Below are 18,502 nucleotides of genomic sequence, written 5' to 3' on the forward strand. Positions count from 1 at the left end.
CACCTGGTAACGGCCAACCTGTGCCTGAAAACCGTATCAGAAAGATAATAACCAGCTCTGTAATGGTCTCAGCGATGACCAGTGCAACGGTTTTTGAAACGGTTACATCACTGTTAATACCAACAACAAGCAAACGCTAAGTGAGGACATTATGTCGACCGACGCCATTAATAAAGAAGACCAGGAAACACCGTGGCCAAGTTTAAGCGCGACCATGATACCCATTGTATTTATGGCGGCATCATTGGGCGTATTCATTGGTTACTTCGAAACGGATCCGCACTTGCCGCTTTTTTTGAGTGCGATTGTCGCGACGGTAGTGGCAATTGCGTCGGGCAGCCGCTGGAAACAGCTTGAAGCGGGTATCATGCGCTCTATTGGTCTGACGACTCAGGCGATTGTCATTCTGATCATTATCGGCACCATTATTGGCTATTGGATAGCCGGTGGGATTGTGCCCACGATGATTTATTATGGTCTGAGTATACTGGCGCCGGACTACTTTTTGGTTGCGGCGTGCTTGATTTGCTGTTTGGTATCGTTAGCTGGCGGCAATGCCTGGACCGCAGCAGGTACTATCGGTATCGCCTTGATGGGCGTCGGTGAAGGGTTAGGCCTTAACCCCGCAATGGTCGCGGGAGCCGTAATCTCCGGCGTGTATTTTGGCGACAAAATTTCTCCGCTTTCCGAAACCACCAACATGGCACCCGGTGTGGTTGGTGTTGATCTGTTTGAACACATTCGCTATATGCTCTACACCACGGTGCCTGCGCTTGCGGTGGCACTGGTGCTATACACCATTATTGGCCTGAACATGACGCCTTCCGGTGATGGCGCAGCACAAGTTGCCGAGTTGCAACAAAGCCTAAAAGAGCTGTTCATCATCAGCCCTTGGCTGCTGCTGGTACCAGCGGCGGTTATCGTGATGATGATTAAGAAAATACCCGCCATTCCTGCGCTTTCTGTAGGCTCGCTGATGGGGATTATCTGTGCGATTTTGTTTCAGGGTGTCCCACTAGGCGATAGCTTTACTATTTTCGTGGAAGGCTACGCGGTCGACACTGGAAACGTGACGGTGGACGAGCTGCTGACCAACGGCGGCGTTAGCGCCATGATGTGGACAGTTTCTTTGATCATTATCGCCATGAGTTTTGGCGGAATTCTTGAGTCCGCTGGGTTCTTTCGCACTATCGTGGAAAGCCTGCTCAAATTGGCCAAGACCACGGGCAGCCTCATCGCGACCACAGTGGCAACGGCGATGACAGCTAATGTCGTGGGGTGCGATCAATATCTCAGCATCATTCTGCCTGCCCGTATGTATGCCAAAGAGTACCAGCGTCGTTCGCTGAAACTGAAAAACTTGTCTCGCACGGTAGAAGATGCCGGCACCATGACATCGCCATTGGTGCCCTGGAATACGTGCGGCGCCTTTATGTTTGCAACCTTAGGGGTTAGCGCCTTTAGTTATGCGCCTTATGCTTTCCTGGCACTGCTAAGTCCGATGTTCGCGATTCTTTATGGCTTTACCGGCTTTCGTATTGCCTATGAAGACGAGCCACAGGCGGGCCTAAACACAGAGCTAGCGGTAGCCAGGAGCGCTTGAAAGGAGCAAGAAGACTGGCCTTGATTAAGACGATTACTTTTTTTCAAAACACCGCATTAATTGAGAGATTGCCCCACAGCCGTGGGGTTTTTTTTGCGCTATTATGTGCCCGTCAATAGACCGTCAACGTAATTAAACTCAGTTATTGATAGGGAGTGAAAAAAGGATGTCGGATGACGTGGGTGCGAGCTTGCGCTCTTTGCGCAAGCAGCGAGGGATTTCGCAGCGTGAACTGGCAAAGTTGTGTGGGGTTACCCATTCAAGTCTTTCGCTAATAGAGCAAGGAAAGGTTAGCCCATCAGTCAGTTCTCTGAAGAAAATCCTAAACGCATTCTCTATGAGCGTCGGTGATTTTTTTACGATGGACCTTGATAGTCAGGAGCAAATTTTCTATTCGGCGGATGACTTGGTGGATATCGCATCCGGCGATATTTCCTTCAAGCTTGTTGGGGCAAATCGGCCTAACCGTGCGCTGGCGTTTATGGTTGAGCGTTATTTGCCGGGCGCTGACACGGGGCAAGCCATGATTACTCACTACGGTGAAGAGGCTGGCTTTGTCGTGGAAGGTGAGATCGAAATCATTGTGGGCAGCACTGCCAGACGCTTAGGGCCTGGAGAGTCGTATTATTTCAAGACAAGCGTTCCACATCGATTCCGAAATATTGGGGATGCCCCCTGTAAAATAATTAGTTGCGCTACGCCCGGCAAGGCGTTCTGACATCCTTGGCATGGCTATCGATAGTTGAGCAAAACTAGGCTGCCCGCCATGCCAAACACGCCAGAAAGCATTAATGTTCAACACACGCCGTTCACTAACGCCATGCCGCTCACTCGCGCCATGGTTGGAGCCCTTAGCTACGGCAAAACGGCCAGACCTGATAAAACCTGCGGCACTGAAACTCTGCTTCACAGCTATTGAGCTGTGCTTGATAGCGGTTTGCGCGTGCGGCCACTTGACTGCCTGCGCGTAAAACGTGGGATTTATTGCGATAGGTGCCCCGTTGGTAGCCGCCTGCACCCTCATGATAGGCGTAGTAAAGGTGCTCAGGATTACTCAGCGAAATGCCCGTTTGGGCGCGGGTCCGGGTGTTGTACCAGCCGATAAAATCGGTGGCATGTTTCATATGGGTGCGCCGGGCAAAGGTACTGCCTGCCTGATCGCGATATTCGCCCCAAACCGGGTCTTGGGCCTGGGCGTAGCCTTTCGCCGATGAAGGGCGCGGGCCCGGAATAAAGCCTAAGTAGCGCTTGCGGTCTGGGCGTACATGGCTGCGAAACGAAGACTCCTGCTGAATAAAGGACATTTGTGTAGCAATCGGTGTGCCCCATTTCTCTTCTGATTCTCGGGCATAGTCATACCAGCTCGGCTGTTCACGAAAGATTTCACAAATATTGCTTTGGTCCTGCGGTGGGTTAGGCGCAAAGGTTGCGCAGCCGGAAATAAAGAGTACGGCGCAGAGGGCCACCCATAGGCGAAGTGTCGGGAAAGCGATGGAGGGATTCACCATAAAACGCTTAACGATAAAGTTATCAACAGGGCGACGCATAGTAATGTCCTTGTGAATATTTTTTGGTGAATACGCTGTTCTGACGAACTATAAAGCTTGACGCTTAATGCTCACTTCGCCTATCCCACTTAACGAAGTAGGACCTCTAAGCAGCGGCGAAGCCGCTGTGCCTCATGCACTAATGTTGCTCCCGAGAGCATGCCCACGCCCATCACTAATCCTGTCCGCGGGTCTGTTTCAGTGCACACAGGGCTGAGCGGCCGAACAATTAAGTGCTCTTTGAGCAGTGCCTGAGCAAGCGCCACATCATTAACCCCTGATTCAAACTCAACGCACAAGCTGATCGCGCTCGTCGGAGGTGACACATTCCTTACCTTGGGTAGTGAGCTAAGCTGGCCGTGTAGTACCTGCTGACGGCCTAAATAGTCACGCTGAATGCGCCGACACCAAGCATCTAAGTCACCATCAAAAATAAACTGCGCCAATACGGCTTGGTCAAGCATTCGTCCTTCGCGAAATAATTCGCTGCGCAGGCGGTTCATTGGGCCTGCCAAGTGGCGTGGCACTACCAAATAGCCAAGCCGTAGGCCGGGAAACATCATCTTAGAGAAAGAGCCTACCAGCAAATGGCGTTCTGAGTGTGGATCAAACAGTAGGTTGGCGTGGTCGTCGCGGGTGAATTCGTAATCGTCTTCAACAATGTAGGTGGGCGATAACGCATCACAGAACTGCTGCTTATGAGCTGCGCGTGTGGGTACGCTGAGCGGGTAATGGTGAGAGCCGGTCAAGTAAGCGAATGCAACGTTGTTAGTTAGCGGCGGCAAAACATGTCCGCTATCGGGAAACCAAGGCAGCATCTCGATAGTAAGCCCAGTTGCAGTAAATATGTTGCGCGCCCCCCAATAGCAGGGTGACTCCATCGCGACGGTATCGCCCACATCGGCCAATGCCATGGCACACAGCTCAATACCGTTGTGGGTGCCATCGGTAATAATGATCTGCTCAATATCACAGTTTATGTTGCGCCAACGTGCCAGAAACTCGCGGATGGCACGCTTCAGCGGGCCGTAGCCGCCGGTGGAGTAAGAGAGCAACAAGGCATTTTGCGGCACGGTAACGCTGGCATAAAGCTGGCGCCACTTGCGCATAGGAAACTGGGCGATATCCGGTATGCCGGGCACAAAGGCACCGCTTTGAACGGTGCTCGCCCCTGGCCAGCGGAGCACTTGCTGAGTGCGTTTGGAAAGCTGGATGCTGGGCGATGTGGGCGCAATAGAAGCCTCTGCTTTGCAGCTCCACGTGCCCTTGCCATGAAACGTGGCCAGCAGCCCTTCATCAATAAGCGATGCAATCGCACGGGACAGTGTGTGTCGAGCAACGCCCAGCGTTAACGCCAACTGCCGGTGTGACGGCAGGCGAGTTTGGTTAGGCCACTCCTGGGTGATTGCTTGCCTCAAGGCTTGCTCTAGACGCACTTGTTTACTCAAGCGCTCAGGTTGCTGCGCATAGCGTTTTACGAGCTGTTGTAACACGTCCTGGCAATCCATTCGTATCCTCTTACCGTCACGATGCTCCCCGTTTAGCTAGTAAAACAGAAAAGTGGTCTGGTTGAACGCAAAAGTGGTGCATTCGTCTGTGACCCTATTATTGATAGCGTGGGTGGCATGCTGAATATCAGACAAAGGTGAGATGATGAGCTTTATCGAACAGTGGTTGCACGATGCCGTACCGGCCCTGGTGGGCGGTGAATGGCGCAAAGGCCAGCAGACCTTTGCCATCGATAACCCCGCCACCGGCGAAACCATTGCCCACGTCGCGGATTTAAGCGCCGACGACACCCGCGACGCCGTGGCCGCCGCGTATGAAGCCGGTGCCGCGTGGCGTGCCACCCCGGTCAAACAGCGCTCAGCGCTGCTGCGCCGCTGGTTTGAGCTGATCAATGAGCACGCCGACGACCTAGCCCGCCTGATGACCCTAGAGCAGGGCAAACCGCTGGCAGAAGCCAAAGGTGAAGTGACCTACGGCGCCTCGTTCATCGAATTCTTCGCCGAAGAAGCCAAGCGTATGGCAGGGGAAACCCTGCCCAGCCACGGCGCGGATAAGCGCCTGCTGGTACTGCGCGAACCGGTCGGCGTGGTGGCCGCCATTACCCCGTGGAACTTCCCGCTGGCGATGATTACCCGCAAGTGCGCCCCGGCCCTGGCCGCTGGCTGCACCGTGGTGATTAAACCCGCTGAAGCCACGCCGCTCACCGCGCTGGCCGCCGCTTATTTAGCGCTGGAAGCGGGCCTGCCCGCAGGCACCATTAACGTGGTTACCGCTTCCAAGCCCGCCGCCGTGGGCGAGGTGCTGACCACCGACCCTCGGGTGCGCAAGGTGTCGTTTACCGGTTCTACCCCGGTGGGCAAACACCTACTGGCCCAGTGCGCCAGCACGGTGAAGAAAACCGCCATGGAGCTGGGTGGCAACGCGCCGTTCATCGTGTTTGATGACGCCGATGTAGACGCCGCCGTGAACGGGGCCATCGCCTCCAAATTCCGCAACGCCGGGCAAACCTGCGTGTGCACCAACCGCTTCCTGGTGCAGGACGGCATTTACGATGCCTTCGTCGCCAAGCTCACCGAACGTGTGAACGCATTGAAGGTAGGCGACGGCTTGGCCGACGGCAGCATCATCGGCCCGCTGATCAACCAAGCCGCCGTGGATAAAGTGCAGCGCCACATCGACGACGCGGTGAACAAAGGCGCGCGCCTACTGTGTGGCGGCCAGCCCCACGCGGCGGGTGATCGCTTCTTTACCCCCACGGTGCTGGCGGATGTGACCACCGAAATGGCCGTGGCTGATGAAGAGACTTTCGGCCCGGTCGCGCCGGTGTTCCGCTTCCAGCGCGATGAAGAAGCTATCGCCATGGCCAACGACACTCCGTTTGGCCTGGCCGCCTACTTCTACGCCACGGATTACCGCCGCATCTGGCGCACCATGGAAGCACTTGAATACGGCATGGTCGGCGTGAACGAAGGCTTGATCTCTACCGAGCTTGCGCCGTTTGGCGGTGTGAAAGAGTCCGGGCTGGGCCGCGAAGGTTCCCATCACGGCCTCGATGAATTTACTGAACTGAAATACGTCTGCGTTGGCGGTTTATAAAGAGAACGATGATGACTAACCAAGAATTGAACGACCTGAAAAACCGCTTCGTGGCCAACGGTGCCGCCACGCCGACTACCCAGTTTGCCGAGCGCGCTGAAAACGCCGAACTGTGGGACGCCGACGGCAAACGCTGGATCGACTTTGCGGGCGGCATTGGCGTGCTCAACCTGGGCCACCGCCACCCGAAAATCGTGGCCGCCGTGGAAGCGCAGCTCAAGAAGGTCATGCACACCAGCGCAGCGGTCATTTCCTACGCGCCCTACGTGCAGCTGTGCCAAAAGCTCTGCGAACTCACCCCCGTGCGCGGCCCCGAGCGTAAGGCCATGCTGGTGAACACAGGTGCCGAAGCGCTGGAAAACGCCGTGAAGATCGCCCGCGCCGCCACTGGCCGCACCGGCATCATCACCTTCGACGGTGCCTTCCACGGCCGCACCATGATGACCCTGGCGATGACCGGCAAGGTGCTGCCCTACAAGAACGACTTCGGCCCCATGCCGGGCGACGTGTTCCGCGCCCCGTTCCCCAACCCGCTGCACGGCATTAGTGAAGAAGCCTCGCTGAACGCCATTCGCACGCTGTTCAAAACCGATATCGCCCCGCACCGCACAGCGGCCATCGTGATCGAGCCGGTACAGGGTGAAGGCGGCTTCTACATCGCCTCACCGGATTACCTGAAAGCGCTGCGCGCCCTGTGCGACGAGCACGGCATTCTGCTGATCGCCGACGAAGTGCAGTCCGGCTTTGCCCGTACCGGCAAGCTGTTTGCGCTGGAACATAGCGGCATCGAAGCGGACATCCTCACCACCGCCAAGAGCCTCGCCAACGGCATGCCGCTCTCTGCGGTGGTCGGCACCGCCAAGGTAATGGACGCCTCCGGCCCCAACTCCCTGGGCGGCACCTACAGCGGCAACCCGCTTTCGTGCGCAGCAGCCTTGGCAGTAATCGAAGCCATCGAAGAAGAGAACATCCTGGCCCGCAGCGAGCAGATGGGCAACATGCTCGCCGAACGCTTCGCGGTATGGGAAGAACGCTTCCCCGCCGTCGCCCACGGCCGCCAACTCGGCGCCATGGCCGCGTTCGAACTGCTCAACGGTGAAGGCAAGCCCGACCCACAACTCACCGGCGCGCTCTGCGCCAAAGCCCGCGAGAAAGGCCTGATCCTGCTTTCGTGTGGTTTCTACGGCAACAGCATCCGCATTCTGGTGCCGCTGACGGTATCATCTGCGGTGTTGGAGGAAGGGCTGAGTATTATTGAGGAGTCGTTGGAAGCGCTTAGCTAGTAAAGTCTAGACAGCGCCAATCCCGCCCTCGTCAAACAGCGTAAGCTGATGGCGAGGGCGGGTTTTTTTATGGGCGTTGAAAGCCCATAGCAGAGATATTCAATTGCTTTAAGTACCTTGTGCTAAGCTGGGTTTGGTAGGGTGGATGAGACAAAATAGTAAGATAGGTAACCTCCATACGCGGAGGAGCTGGAAAATACAGCAGATGTGCTATTTGTTAGATTTGATGCCTTTTTTAAATTAATAAGAGTTTTTTCTTTTTAGTTTATATTGGTCGTAATATAGAAAAATATTACGAAGGATTGTGATGGAAGGTTATTGGGGTTGTAAGTAAGCTGGCTGGGGTCTTCAGTAATACGCAGTTTGGCATCTCAATACAAGTGCTGTGTGTTAGTGCTAAGCAATGCCGTAGTTCTATTTGAAAAGATGGGGATGAAATGATTGATAATGTTAGTTCAAAATCACAAGCATTTGCTTTGATTAAGTTCTTCAGCAAAGAAGAGCATTATTTTTCTTTTAAAAAAGGAGTGAGTTTGTTCAGAACTCCTCATTATTATCGGAAGGATAAAAGTGTTGGAAGAGGTGATAGAGGTGAATCATGTATTGGTTATTGGGATAGCAGTTTGGGCGATGTAATGCCAAATGTCATCAATAATGGCGACATGTTGAATTTAAATAATGCTAGGAGTGTTCTTGTTTACCCTGCAGCGGAACAGAAAGATGCATGGCTACAATCATGGGCGGTGATCGGCCCGCATAATAATTTTGAAAATTCATTAGAAAGAATGCTAAATGAATTTGGGTCTTACTTTGTGATTTTGCCCGCCAATAGAATTGAGGAATACAGATGTCTTCTTGCTAAAGCAAGTGGTTGCAAGGTTCGCATGGGGGCGGTTGGGTATTCTGATGAACCATTGAAAAGATCCCTTGTGGTTAAAGGCTCAAGTTTTAGTTATCAAAAAGAATTTCGTTTTTTGCTCGGAGAGTGTTCGAAAGATGAGAGGCGTGATAAAAAGATTCAGTTGCAAGGGGTGGGTAAGTTGCTATCTGATGCTTCTGTTTTAAAGCTTACAAGTCCATTGGGTGAAGTTAGTTATTGTTCTTTGGGGAATAGAGAGGTGGTTAGTGTGTCTAGGTGAAATATGCGGTTAGTGTGCATAACAAGTCCCAGTCACGCGACGCCGACTGCATTGCGGTTTTATTTGAAATTATTAGTTGTGGATGCTGGCGGATGCTAGGAGCTCTCCTTTCTACTGAGTAAGTACATGTGAATCGGTCCTCAAACGCGGCGCAGGAAAGATCAACTGGGTACTTGAACGTTGAGTTAGAGATATTAGAGGGTAGACTACTCAGCAAGAGCTCTTCGCCTATACTATAGTTTCCCCTGTGTTATTACGTTTTCTGGCTAAAGTATTAGTTAGTCTTGGCTAAGCATAACCGCTATCCATTCTCCAACCCGCCCTCGTCAAACAGCGAAAGCTGCTGCCGATTGTCAGCCCTTGTTTTTTTACCACGCCGAGCAGGCGGCCGCCGCTGACTCGCCAGCTTATCCACAATCGCTTGGCTGGCATCCCTCGCCTCCGGCGTACGGCGTAATTCATAAAGCAGCTTCTTCCAATAGCGCGCTTCGGCCTCAAAATCGTTCGGAATGGGGTAATCGACGCCAGGCTGAAAGCCGAATCGCTTTTGCAGGCTTTCCGGCAGTGCCCAGGGTTTGGTGCGCCATTCCTGAGGCAGGGGCGAAAGCTCGGGCACCCAGCGGGCGATGAACTCGCCGGTGGGGTCGTTATCTTCTGCCTGCTTGATGGGGTTGTAGACCCGTATGGCGTTGGTGCCGGTAGCGCCTGCCTGCATTTGCACTTGAGGGTAGTGAATGCCCGGCTCGAAGTCGGTAAATAGCCGCGCCAAGTGCAATGCTGGCTCGTACCAGTGCAGCCCAAGGCCAAAGGTGGCGTGGGAGAGCAGCATGGCGCGCATGCGAAAGTTGATCCAGCCGGTGGCGGTCAGGCTGCGCATGCAGGCATCCACCAGCGGTACGCCGGTTTGGCCGCGCTTCCAGGCGATCAGATGCGGGTGTTCCGGGTCGCGCTCCCGTAGGCCGCGCAGCGCCGGGTGCAGGGTTTGCTGCTCGATGCTGGGTTCGCTCTCCAGCTTCTGAATAAAGTGACAGTGCCAGTAAAGCCGCGAGGTAAAGGCACGCAGCGAGCGTGCCCAGGCGGTGTCGTCGGCGTGCTTTTGGCGTTGGCGGCGCAGGGATTGCACCACTTCCCGCATCGAGAGCGTGCCCCAGGCCAAGTGCGGGGAGAGCCGTGAACCAAACTCCCAGGCCAGTAACGGTTTAGAGAGCGAGCCGCGATAGCGCCGCCCGCGCTGAGTAATAAAGCTCAGCCACAGCGCGCGGCCTTCACTGCGCCCGCCCCGCTGGCGTTGGGGGCAGGGCGTGGTATCGAACCCTAGAGTCAGCGAGGGCAGTTGCGTTACGTCTACGTGATGAAAGGCTTCCCAATCGGGTGCCGCCACCGCTTTTGGCGGAGCGGAGTAGGTGGGGGCGGCCATCAGCGCTTCCCAGTGGCTTTCCCAGCGAGACTGGTGCCCGGTGCGGCTACTCAGCCCGCGAATCACGCCCTGCTGGCGGGCTTCCTGCCAGGGCACTTGGTGGGCGTGGCACCAGGTTTGAACGCGCTGGTCGCGCTCAAAGCTCCAGGCGTTGCCGGTCTCTTGGTGGGAGTGCAGCACCAGTTCGCCGTAGTGCGCTTTTAGCGCGGCTAGGCATTCCACTATATCGCCCTGCCACAGGCAGAGCGGCAGGCTCAGCGTGTTGAGCGCTTGGGCAAGATCAACCAGCGAATCGGCGGCAAACTGCCAGTGGCGCAGTGCGCTGTCGGGCGCTTGCCACTGCTCAGGCTCGATGGCGAATAGCGGCAGCACTGGGCCTGCCGCTGCGGCGTTGGCCAGCGGTGCGTGGTCGTGAATACGTAAATCGCGTTTGAACCAAACGACCTGAAGGGGTGCCTGAGCCATTAGCCGTAACGCCTGTTCGTCACTTATCTATTCGTGATGCAGTGATGACGTTACCATCAAGCGATTGTTTGCGTAACCAACTGAGTCACACCCGCCTCACAGGAGAGCCACTATGTATATCGCCATGAACCGTTTTCGGATTGCCCCAGGCCGCGAAGAGGATTTTCTAGAGGTGTGGCGCAACCGCGATTCCCACTTGGATGAGGTGCCGGGCTTCAAGCAGTTTCAAATGCTGCAGGGCGAAAGCCAGGAAGACCACACCGTGTTCATCTCCCACAGCGTGTGGGAGTCCGAAGAGGCCTTCCGCGCCTGGACGAAGTCAGACGCCTTCCGTAAGGCCCACGCCAATGCCAAAGCGCCAGAAGGCATCTACCTTGGCCCGCCTAAGTTTGAAGGGTTTGAGGTGGTGCTGTAACAGCGCTTTGTCGCCTAATCAGAAAAAGGCCAAGCCAATAGACAGCAGCACGCTATAGAGTAGCGTTGAAACGGCTGTTTTCTTCAGCATGTTAGTCAGCACCTTGCCATCATGAGTATGGCGTAACGTTCTGGCGGCATCCGTTAGCGGCTTGGCCACCAGTAAGCAGCTCCACCCCAGCAGTGGAACGGGCAGTGCCACTAGGTAGATCAAGGTGAGCAGCAGTGCTAACCCTAGCAACGCCCAGTGATAGGTAATTGCGCCTTCGCGGCCTAGCCGCACCGCTAGAGTGATCTTGTCGCAGCGTGCATCGCTTTCAATATCGCGCACGTTGTTCACATTGAGCACGGCGGTGGCCAACAGCCCGCACGTCGCGGCTGGGAGAAAGGGCAGCCAGTTTAGTTGGTGGGTATGCAGGTAATAGGTGCCCAATACCCCCAGCAAGCCGAAAAACATAAACACCGAAATATCCCCTAGCCCACGGTAGCCATAAGGTGCGCCGCCTAGCCCAACGGTGTAGGTCACCGCGGCCAATAGGGCAGCGGCGCCTAACAGGATGAAGACGAGAATTTGCCCCCACTGATTCCCGAAAGCAGCGACCAGTAACAGTAGCCCCAATAACGCGGCAACGGTGGCCACGATGAGCATTCCGCCGCGCATTGTTTTTGGGGTAAGCAACCCCGAAGAAACCGCCCTTGCCGGGCCGGTACGCTTTTCGTCATCCGCTCCTGACGCGGCATCGCCGTAGTCGTTGGCTAAATTAGACAGTACCTGAAGGGCCATGGCGGTGAGTAAGGCAAGCAAAAGCACGCCAGGGTTGAAAGCTTGAGCATGCACCGCCAACCCGCTACCCAGCAAAATAGACGCACACGAAAGCGGTAACGTTCTAGGGCGTGCGGCTAACACCCAGGCGTTGTGCGGGCTGCGTTTAACGAGCTGTTCCATTAAGTCGATATTCCTGTGATTGTTTCTGTGCACTTTTTTGTGGGTGGCGCCGTCTGGGTAAAAAGCGGTTAGTGGGGCAATTGTTAGCCGTCATCAGGTAAATAACAGCAGCCAAGGGAGGCCTATGACTAACCAAGCCACTAGGAAGATGAGCCCGAAAATTGCCCCTAACCGCCAGAAGAGCGCACTAGGCAAGTAGCCGCTGCCGTAGTAAACCGGGCTTGGTCCTGTACCGTAGGGAGTGAGGATGCCCATAAAGCCAAGCGTGGGCAGCAGCAGCAGCACAAACAGCTGCATATCCAGGCCAGCGATGCCTGAAGCCGCTGCCAAAATAACGGGCAATAGGGCCGTTACGTGCGCCGTAATACTAGCAAAGAAGTAGTGCAGGGCATAAAACAGCACCACCAGTGCCACCATGGCGATCATCGGGTTAAGGTGGCTTATTTGCCCGCCTACAACGTTACCAAACCAGCTAACAAAGCCTACCTGACTGAGACCGCCCGCTAGCGCCACCAGGGTGGCAAACCATACAAAGGTGTTCCAGGCGGCATGGTTATTGAGAATGTTGTCCCAGGTGACAATGCCGGTTAGCAGCATGGCGCAGATCACCACCAGCCCGACCAGCGAGGCAGAAATAATGCCGCCGCCAAAAATCCACAGCAGCAGGGCGGTTACCACCATCACGACCAGCACTATTTCTTTACGGGTCAGCGCGCCTAGCTGTTTTAGCTCGTCTCTGGCCCAGTCTGAAATTTCATGGCCCGCTTTCACCTCGGGCGCGCATAGCCAGTAGCAGAGCAGCGGCACTAATAGCAGCAGCAAAATGCCGACCGGGGCAATCGCCATAAACCACTGCCCCCAGTTGATTTGGATGCCGGTTGTGCTTTCGGTTAAAGCAACGGCTAATAAATTGGGGGCCATCGCGGTTAGAAATAGCGAGCTGGTGACGCAGGTTGAGGCCAGCGCTGTCCACATCAAAAAGCTACCCATGCGTTTCATGCTGGGGTCGTTGGGATGCGAGTCATAAAGCGGGGGCAGGTTGCGAATCACCGGATAAATGGTGCCCGCACTGCGCGCCGTGTTGGAGGGCGTAAAGGGGGCCAAAATGGTATCCGAGATCATCACCGCGTAGCCAAGCGTCAACGTGCGCTTGCCCATGGCGTTGACCAACCAGAGAGAAATACGCCTGCCAAGCCCGGTTTTTTCGTACCCCAAGGCAAACATAAAGGCACCGAAGATTAGCCAGACGGTGGAATTAGTAAAGCCCGATACCGCCCAGGAAAACGCTTGGTTAGCGGGATTAAAGCCCTCAGCGGCGAGTTGCTCTGGGGAGAACAGCACCCAGGGCGCGAGCAACGCCGCGAGGGTTACCCCGATAAGCCCGATGACCGCACCGGGTAACGGCTCAAGAATCAAGCCCACCACACAGCCGAGGAATATGGCGAAAAAATACCACGCGTGAGGTGCTAGCCCCTCGGGTGTAGGTATCAGCGCGACGATAATAGCCACCGCTAGCGGCGCTAACAGTTTCCATCGCGGTGTGGTTTGGGCAGTGCTGGCCATGCTGCACCTCTTACGTCAGTTTTTCTATTTTATTGCTTGGTAGATGGGAATCTTCCTAGCAGTGAGTGGCTTGAAGAGTAGGTACTGCGGCACGCAGGTAAAAGTAATACCCGCGCGATTTACACCTTCCTTGATGCACGTCAATAGTCTTTTAAGCTAATGAGCGGAGATTGCTAAGGGCGTGGTAATTTCAAATAAATAAGACGACAGCGAAGAGTGTCGCCACTACCTTTGACTTGGCTAACGGAAGGAAGCGTCATGCAGCAGCTAGATTTCGATATCGTGATTGTGGGAGGCGGCGGCGCAGGCTTACGCGCTGCCATAGGAGCCGCCGAACAGGCCAAGGAACAAAACACACCACAACGCATTGCGCTGCTGTCCAAGGTTTATCCTATGCGCTCCCATACCGTGGCCGCTGAAGGCGGTGCTGCTGCGGTTACCAGCAAAGAGGACTCCCATAAGGCGCACTTTGATGACACGGTATCCGGCGGTGATTGGCTGGTGGAGCAGGGGGTGGCGGATTACTTTGTCCACCATGCCTACCAAGAGCTGGTGCAGATGGAGCGCTGGGGCTGCCCCTGGAGCCGTAAAGACGATGGCCAAGTACAGGTGCGCCGTTTTGGTGGTATGAAAACCGCACGTACCTGGTTCGCGGCCGACAAAACCGGCTTCCACATGCTCCACACGCTGTTTCAAACCTCGCTTAAATACCCTGAGATTGAGCGCTTTGATGAGTTCTTTGTGCTTGATCTGGCCGTTCACGACGGCGCGGTGATTGGCGTGATTGCCCTACAGATTGCCACCGGCGAACTAACCCTGCTGCGTGCCAAAGCCGTTGTACTGGCTACCGGCGGGGCGGGGCGCCTGTTCCGCTTCAATACCAATGCGGGCATTGTTACCGGCGACGGTATGGCCATGGCTTACCGCCACGGCGTGGCGCTGCGGGATATGGAGTTTGTGCAATACCACCCCACGGGTTTACCCGGTTCGGGCATTTTGATTACCGAAGCGTGCCGTGGCGAAGGGGGGATTCTGCTTAATAAAGACGGCCATCGCTACCTGCAGGATTACGGCCTTGGTCCGGAAACCCCACTGGGCAAGCCGGAGAACAAATACATGGAACTGGGGCCGCGGGACAAGCTCTCCCAAGCGTTTTGGCAGGAGCAGCAGGCGGGCCGCACCGGTAAGTTTGGCGACAGCGACGTGGTTTATCTTGATCTGCGCCACTTGGGTGAAAAAACTATCCTAGAGCGCCTGCCGTTTATCTGCGAGCTGGCGAAAGCCTATATCAATGTCGACCCAGTAAAAGAGCCGATCCCCATTCGCCCAGCGGTGCACTACACCATGGGCGGGATTGAAACCAACCCACAGTGCGAAACCTCTATTGCTGGGCTCTATGCGGCTGGGGAGTGCGCCTCGGTGGGCCTGCACGGGGCTAACCGGCTGGGCTCCAATTCACTCACCGAGCTATTGGTGTTTGGCCGCCTGGCCGGAGAGCAGGCAAGTCAACGCGCGGCGCAAACCGAGTGGGCGGATTCACGCCTGCTGGAAGCCCAGGGCGACCGCCAGCAAGCCAAGCTGCTACGGCTATGCGATGGCACCGGCAGTGCGGAGAATTGGGTAGAACTCAAGCACGCCATGGTGCAGGCCATGGAGAGCGGCTGCGGGATTTACCGCACGGAAGAGGGCATGCGCCATTCGCTGGAGACTATGCGCCAGCTACGTGCCCGCTTCAAACAGGTTCGCGTTAACGATACCAGCAAGATTTTTAATACCGAGCTACTGGAGTGTCTGGAACTGGAGTGTGGCCTGGATATTGCCGAAGCCTCTTGTTTGGGCGCGCTTGAACGCCGTGAATCCAGGGGTGCCCACCAGCGTTTGGAAGACGGCATGCAAAAACGCGACGACGTTAACTACCTCAAGCATAGCCAGGTGTTCTACCAAGGCGAAGCACCGGCCGAGCTACGCTGGCAGGACGTCGATGTGCGGTTTTCCGCGCCGGCTGAGCGGGTCTATGGCGATGCGGGCAAAGGGGCAAAGGCATGAACACTCAACAGATCAGCACCAAACAAATCAACACCAAACACGTCAGCGTCAAACGCTACCTGCCCGACAACTCGGCGGAAGCCTATTGGCAGCAGTATGAGCTGCCGGTGGACGACAGCACCTCACTGCTGGATGCCCTCAACCATATTAAGGAGCAGCTTGATAGCACGCTGAGTTACCGCTGGTCGTGCCGCATGGCGATTTGTGGCTCCTGCGGGGTGATGGTTAACGGCATTCCCAAGCTGGGCTGCAAAACGTTCCTGCGCGATTACGAAGGCGATATTCGCATTGAGCCGCTGGCCCACTTTCCTGTGCAGCGGGATCTAGTGGTGGACATGGAGATTTTCCTGGAGCACTTGGCGGCAGTGAAGCCCTACCTGATTGATGACAATCCAGTGAAAGCGTTTGATCCCAAGGCGCCGGAAACTTATCGGCAGTCACCCGAGCAGCTCGCCCGCTACAAACAATTTGCTAACTGCATCAACTGCGGCCTTTGTTACTCGGCCTGCCCGCAGTTTGGGCTGAACCAAGAGTTCCTTGGCCCGGCAGCGCTAGCCTTGGCCCACCGTTACAACCTGGACAGCCGCGACCACGGCAAGAAGCAGCGCATGGCGGAGCTTAACCGCCATGATGGGGTATGGAGCTGTACCTTTGTAGGCTTCTGCTCGCAGGTATGCCCAAAAAACGTGGACCCGGCCGCCGCGGTCAATCAAGGCAAGGTCGAAGCGGCCAAGCACACGCTTATTGCGCTGTTTAAAGGCTAAGGGGAGGAGAGAGTATGGATAAGTCATCATCGCAACGCCTGCCGCCGCTGAAACGTAACTGGTGGCTCAAACACCGCTTTTTTAAGCTCTACATGCTGCGCGAAGCCACGGTGCTGCCGCTGGTGTTTTTTACGCTCTGTTTACTGGCAGGCATGGTCGCCCTATTGCAGGGCGCGGAAAGCTGGCAGGGGTGGATCGCCTTTATGGGTTCCCCCATTGTGCTGCTGCTGAACCTTCTTGCGCTGGCTGCCAGTCTTTTTCACGCCGCCACCTTTTTTGTGCTGTTTCCACGGGTGATGCCGATTCGTATCGCTGGTCATAGCCTGCCTGATCAGGCCATTGTCGCGGGGCAGTGGGTGGGGGTCGTGTCGGTTGTGCTGCTGTTTGTTTGGCTATTCGGAGGGGCATAAGTATGAAAAAACTCGCCATTAATAAACCCGGCACTCAGCACAAACAAGCCTTCGACGAACCGCTCTGGTGGGGGCTGTTTAGCGCGGGGGGCGTTTGCTTTGCGGTTATTCTGCCCGCCGTCATTATATTTATTGCCTTGCTACTGCCTCTTGGGCTGCTGCCCGTTGAGGCACTAAGCCATGAACGGGCATCTGCGCTGCTGTTCAGCGTGCCGGGCGTTCTGTTTGTGGGGGCGGTCGTTTGCTTGCCGCTGTTTCATGCCGCCCACCGCCTGCGCCATGGGCTGTTTGATATCAGCGTGGGCAATGACGCACTCAACAAAAAGCTGATGTACGGCGGCGCCGCGCTGCTGAGCGTTTTCGCACTAGGGCTAGTGATAGCAGGCATGCTGGGTTAAATAATGAGTTAAATAACGCTGAAAATGCCTGCGTTATTGCACGGGATTGAAAGCGCTGGGGATAAACACGAACGCCATGGGCGGTGAACTGCCCCATGGCGTTGAACATGCCTACGCCTCTGAATCGCTAATGCCTGCAGCGTTTAGCATGGCGTGAAGTAGCACGTTACAACCTGCGTGGACGTGTTCTGGCGTGGCGCTCTCTAGCTCGTTATGGCTAATACCATCTTTACAGGGAATAAAGATCATCGCAGCGGGGGCTACGCGACCCACAAACATGGCATCGTGCCCTGCGCCGCTGATGATATCCATATGCGATAGTTCGAGCTTCTCTGCTGCCTGGCGCACATCTTCCACCCGCGCTTGGTTGAAGTGCTCAGGGGCAAAATCCGCCGTGGGCGTTAATTCATACGTTAGCCCGTGGCGCTGGCAAATGTCTTCCACGGCAGCCGCTACGGATTCTCCCATCGCAACCAGGGCTTCAGGCTCCCAGTGGCGCATATCCAGCGTCATTTTGACCTGGCCGGGAATCACATTACGCGACCCAGGATGCAGCGTCATACTGCCGACCGTGCCGCGTCCGTGGGGGTGGTGATCAACGGCGATACGGTTGAGCGCTTGGGTGACTTCTGCCGCGCCCATCATGGCGTCTCGGCGCAGGTGCATGGGGGTGGGTCCCGCGTGGGCTTCGAGTCCGGTCAAGGTTAGGTCAAACCACTTCTGCCCCAGCCCGCCAATCACCACGCCGATGGTGGTGTCGGTATCTTCCAGAATCGGCCCCTGCTCAATGTGCGGCTCAAAATAGGCTTTAATCTCGCTGGGTGAAACGCTATCGCTGCCGCGGTAGTGAATAGCATCTAGCGCATCACTCACCGTCACGCCATCAGCATCGGTGCGCGCCATCATAGTGTCGAATTCAAGCACGCCGCTAAATACCCCAGAGCCCATCATGCAGGGCGGGAATCGGCAGCCCTCTTCATTGGTCCAGGCGGCAACTTCAAGCGGTGCCTGGGTGGTGATGTTGTGTTCGTTTAATGTGCGAATGACTTCTAACCCCGCCAGCACGCCAAAGCAGCCGTCGTACTTACCGCCCGTGGGCTGGCTATCCAAATGGCTGCCTGCCATTACCGTTTTAGCGGTTGGGTCGCGGCCTTCCCGGCGGGCAAAAATATTGCCAACAGTATCAATGCGAATGGTGCAACCCTCGGCACGGCACCACTGAATAAACAGGTCACGCCCCTGGCGGTCTAGCTCGGTAAGCGCCTGACGATTCACCCCGCCCTTAGGGGTAGCGCCTAGTTTGGCCATCTCCATTAGCGATTCCCATAGGCGGTCGCTGTCAGTGCGTAAATCAGCTATGGCGGTTTTCGGTTCAGCAAGCGAGTTCATAAGACTTCCTTTT

The 18,502-nt window shown here is 55.8% G+C and carries 16 protein-coding genes; 10 read left to right on the forward strand and 6 right to left on the reverse strand.

Features of this window, described 5'->3' with window-relative positions; genetic code table 11:
- The first annotated feature begins 151 nt into the window (after window positions 1-151).
- Together nhaC and LOS15_RS16380 are read left to right on the forward strand one after the other, a co-directional pair.
- The gene (gene nhaC, locus LOS15_RS16375) at window positions 152-1,603 is read left to right on the forward strand and encodes a Na+/H+ antiporter NhaC (protein WP_263067120.1); all 1,452 of its coding nucleotides are present in this window, start codon (window positions 152-154) and stop codon (window positions 1,601-1,603) included.
- A 166-nt stretch (window positions 1,604-1,769) separates the two neighbouring features.
- On the forward strand, window positions 1,770-2,321 hold the full coding sequence (locus LOS15_RS16380) for a cupin domain-containing protein (RefSeq protein WP_009722911.1): 552 nt from the start codon (window positions 1,770-1,772) through the stop codon (window positions 2,319-2,321).
- Window positions 2,322-2,454: 133 nt separating this feature from the next.
- Here LOS15_RS16380 and LOS15_RS16385 read toward each other — a convergent pair whose 3' ends face one another.
- Both LOS15_RS16385 and LOS15_RS16390 read right to left on the reverse strand, forming a co-directional pair.
- Window positions 2,455-3,150 (reverse strand): lysozyme-like domain containing protein, encoded by a 696-nt coding sequence (locus LOS15_RS16385; protein WP_263067122.1) that lies wholly within the window; start codon window positions 3,148-3,150, stop codon window positions 2,455-2,457.
- Between the two features lie 89 nt (window positions 3,151-3,239).
- On the reverse strand, window positions 3,240-4,658 hold the full coding sequence (locus LOS15_RS16390) for a PLP-dependent aminotransferase family protein (RefSeq protein WP_263067124.1): 1,419 nt from the start codon (window positions 4,656-4,658) through the stop codon (window positions 3,240-3,242).
- Between the two features lie 145 nt (window positions 4,659-4,803).
- On the opposite strand from LOS15_RS16390, the gene LOS15_RS16395 reads away from it, so the two are divergent.
- The 3 genes from LOS15_RS16395 (at window position 4,804) to LOS15_RS16405 (ending at window position 8,677) form a co-directional block, all read left to right on the forward strand.
- Window positions 4,804-6,255, forward strand: coding sequence for an NAD-dependent succinate-semialdehyde dehydrogenase (locus LOS15_RS16395; RefSeq protein WP_263069765.1), 1,452 nt, complete (start codon window positions 4,804-4,806; stop codon window positions 6,253-6,255).
- Between the two features lie 11 nt (window positions 6,256-6,266).
- Window positions 6,267-7,538, forward strand: coding sequence for a 4-aminobutyrate--2-oxoglutarate transaminase (gene gabT, locus LOS15_RS16400; protein WP_263069766.1), 1,272 nt, complete (start codon window positions 6,267-6,269; stop codon window positions 7,536-7,538).
- Between the two features lie 437 nt (window positions 7,539-7,975).
- Window positions 7,976-8,677, forward strand: a complete 702-nt coding sequence (locus tag LOS15_RS16405; protein WP_263067125.1) for a hypothetical protein — start codon at window positions 7,976-7,978, stop codon at window positions 8,675-8,677.
- A 301-nt stretch (window positions 8,678-8,978) separates the two neighbouring features.
- On the opposite strand, the gene LOS15_RS16410 is transcribed toward LOS15_RS16405, so the two are convergent.
- The gene (locus LOS15_RS16410) at window positions 8,979-10,559 is read right to left on the reverse strand and encodes a cryptochrome/deoxyribodipyrimidine photo-lyase family protein (protein WP_263067126.1); all 1,581 of its coding nucleotides are present in this window, start codon (window positions 10,557-10,559) and stop codon (window positions 8,979-8,981) included.
- Window positions 10,560-10,671: 112 nt separating this feature from the next.
- Between LOS15_RS16410 and LOS15_RS16415 the strand changes: the two genes are divergently transcribed.
- The gene (locus LOS15_RS16415; RefSeq protein ID WP_062363117.1) at window positions 10,672-10,974 is read left to right on the forward strand and encodes an antibiotic biosynthesis monooxygenase family protein; all 303 of its coding nucleotides are present in this window, start codon (window positions 10,672-10,674) and stop codon (window positions 10,972-10,974) included.
- Window positions 10,975-10,992: 18 nt separating this feature from the next.
- Here the strand turns inward: LOS15_RS16415 and menA are convergent, their stop codons facing one another.
- Entirely contained in the window at window positions 10,993-11,919 is a 927-nt protein-coding gene (gene menA, locus LOS15_RS16420) for a 1,4-dihydroxy-2-naphthoate octaprenyltransferase (protein ID WP_263067127.1), read from the reverse strand.
- Between the two features lie 93 nt (window positions 11,920-12,012).
- Entirely contained in the window at window positions 12,013-13,482 is a 1,470-nt protein-coding gene (locus tag LOS15_RS16425; protein WP_263067129.1) for an anion permease, read from the reverse strand.
- Between the two features lie 258 nt (window positions 13,483-13,740).
- Between LOS15_RS16425 and frdA the strand changes: the two genes are divergently transcribed.
- Genes frdA through frdD form a run of 4 tightly spaced genes read left to right on the forward strand, consistent with a single transcriptional unit; the run spans window position 13,741 to window position 17,100 of the window.
- The gene (gene frdA / locus LOS15_RS16430; protein WP_263067130.1) at window positions 13,741-15,528 is read left to right on the forward strand and encodes a fumarate reductase (quinol) flavoprotein subunit; all 1,788 of its coding nucleotides are present in this window, start codon (window positions 13,741-13,743) and stop codon (window positions 15,526-15,528) included.
- Window positions 15,525-16,292, forward strand: coding sequence for a succinate dehydrogenase/fumarate reductase iron-sulfur subunit (locus LOS15_RS16435; protein ID WP_263067131.1), 768 nt, complete (start codon window positions 15,525-15,527; stop codon window positions 16,290-16,292). The genes frdA and LOS15_RS16435 overlap by 4 nt, the downstream gene beginning before the upstream one ends.
- A 14-nt stretch (window positions 16,293-16,306) precedes the next feature.
- The gene (locus LOS15_RS16440; RefSeq protein ID WP_263067133.1) at window positions 16,307-16,702 is read left to right on the forward strand and encodes a fumarate reductase subunit C; all 396 of its coding nucleotides are present in this window, start codon (window positions 16,307-16,309) and stop codon (window positions 16,700-16,702) included.
- 2 nt (window positions 16,703-16,704) lie between these two features.
- Window positions 16,705-17,100, forward strand: a complete 396-nt coding sequence (frdD, locus tag LOS15_RS16445) for a fumarate reductase subunit FrdD (RefSeq protein WP_263067134.1) — start codon at window positions 16,705-16,707, stop codon at window positions 17,098-17,100.
- Window positions 17,101-17,211: 111 nt separating this feature from the next.
- Here the strand turns inward: frdD and LOS15_RS16450 are convergent, their stop codons facing one another.
- Window positions 17,212-18,489: a Zn-dependent hydrolase gene (locus tag LOS15_RS16450; RefSeq protein ID WP_263067135.1), complete on the reverse strand. Its 1,278-nt coding sequence runs from the start codon at window positions 18,487-18,489 to the stop codon at window positions 17,212-17,214.
- Window positions 18,490-18,502: the final 13 nt, after the last annotated feature.

It is taken from the genome of Halomonas sp. 7T, assembly GCF_025643255.1.
Taxonomy (GTDB): Bacteria; Pseudomonadota; Gammaproteobacteria; order Pseudomonadales; family Halomonadaceae; genus Vreelandella.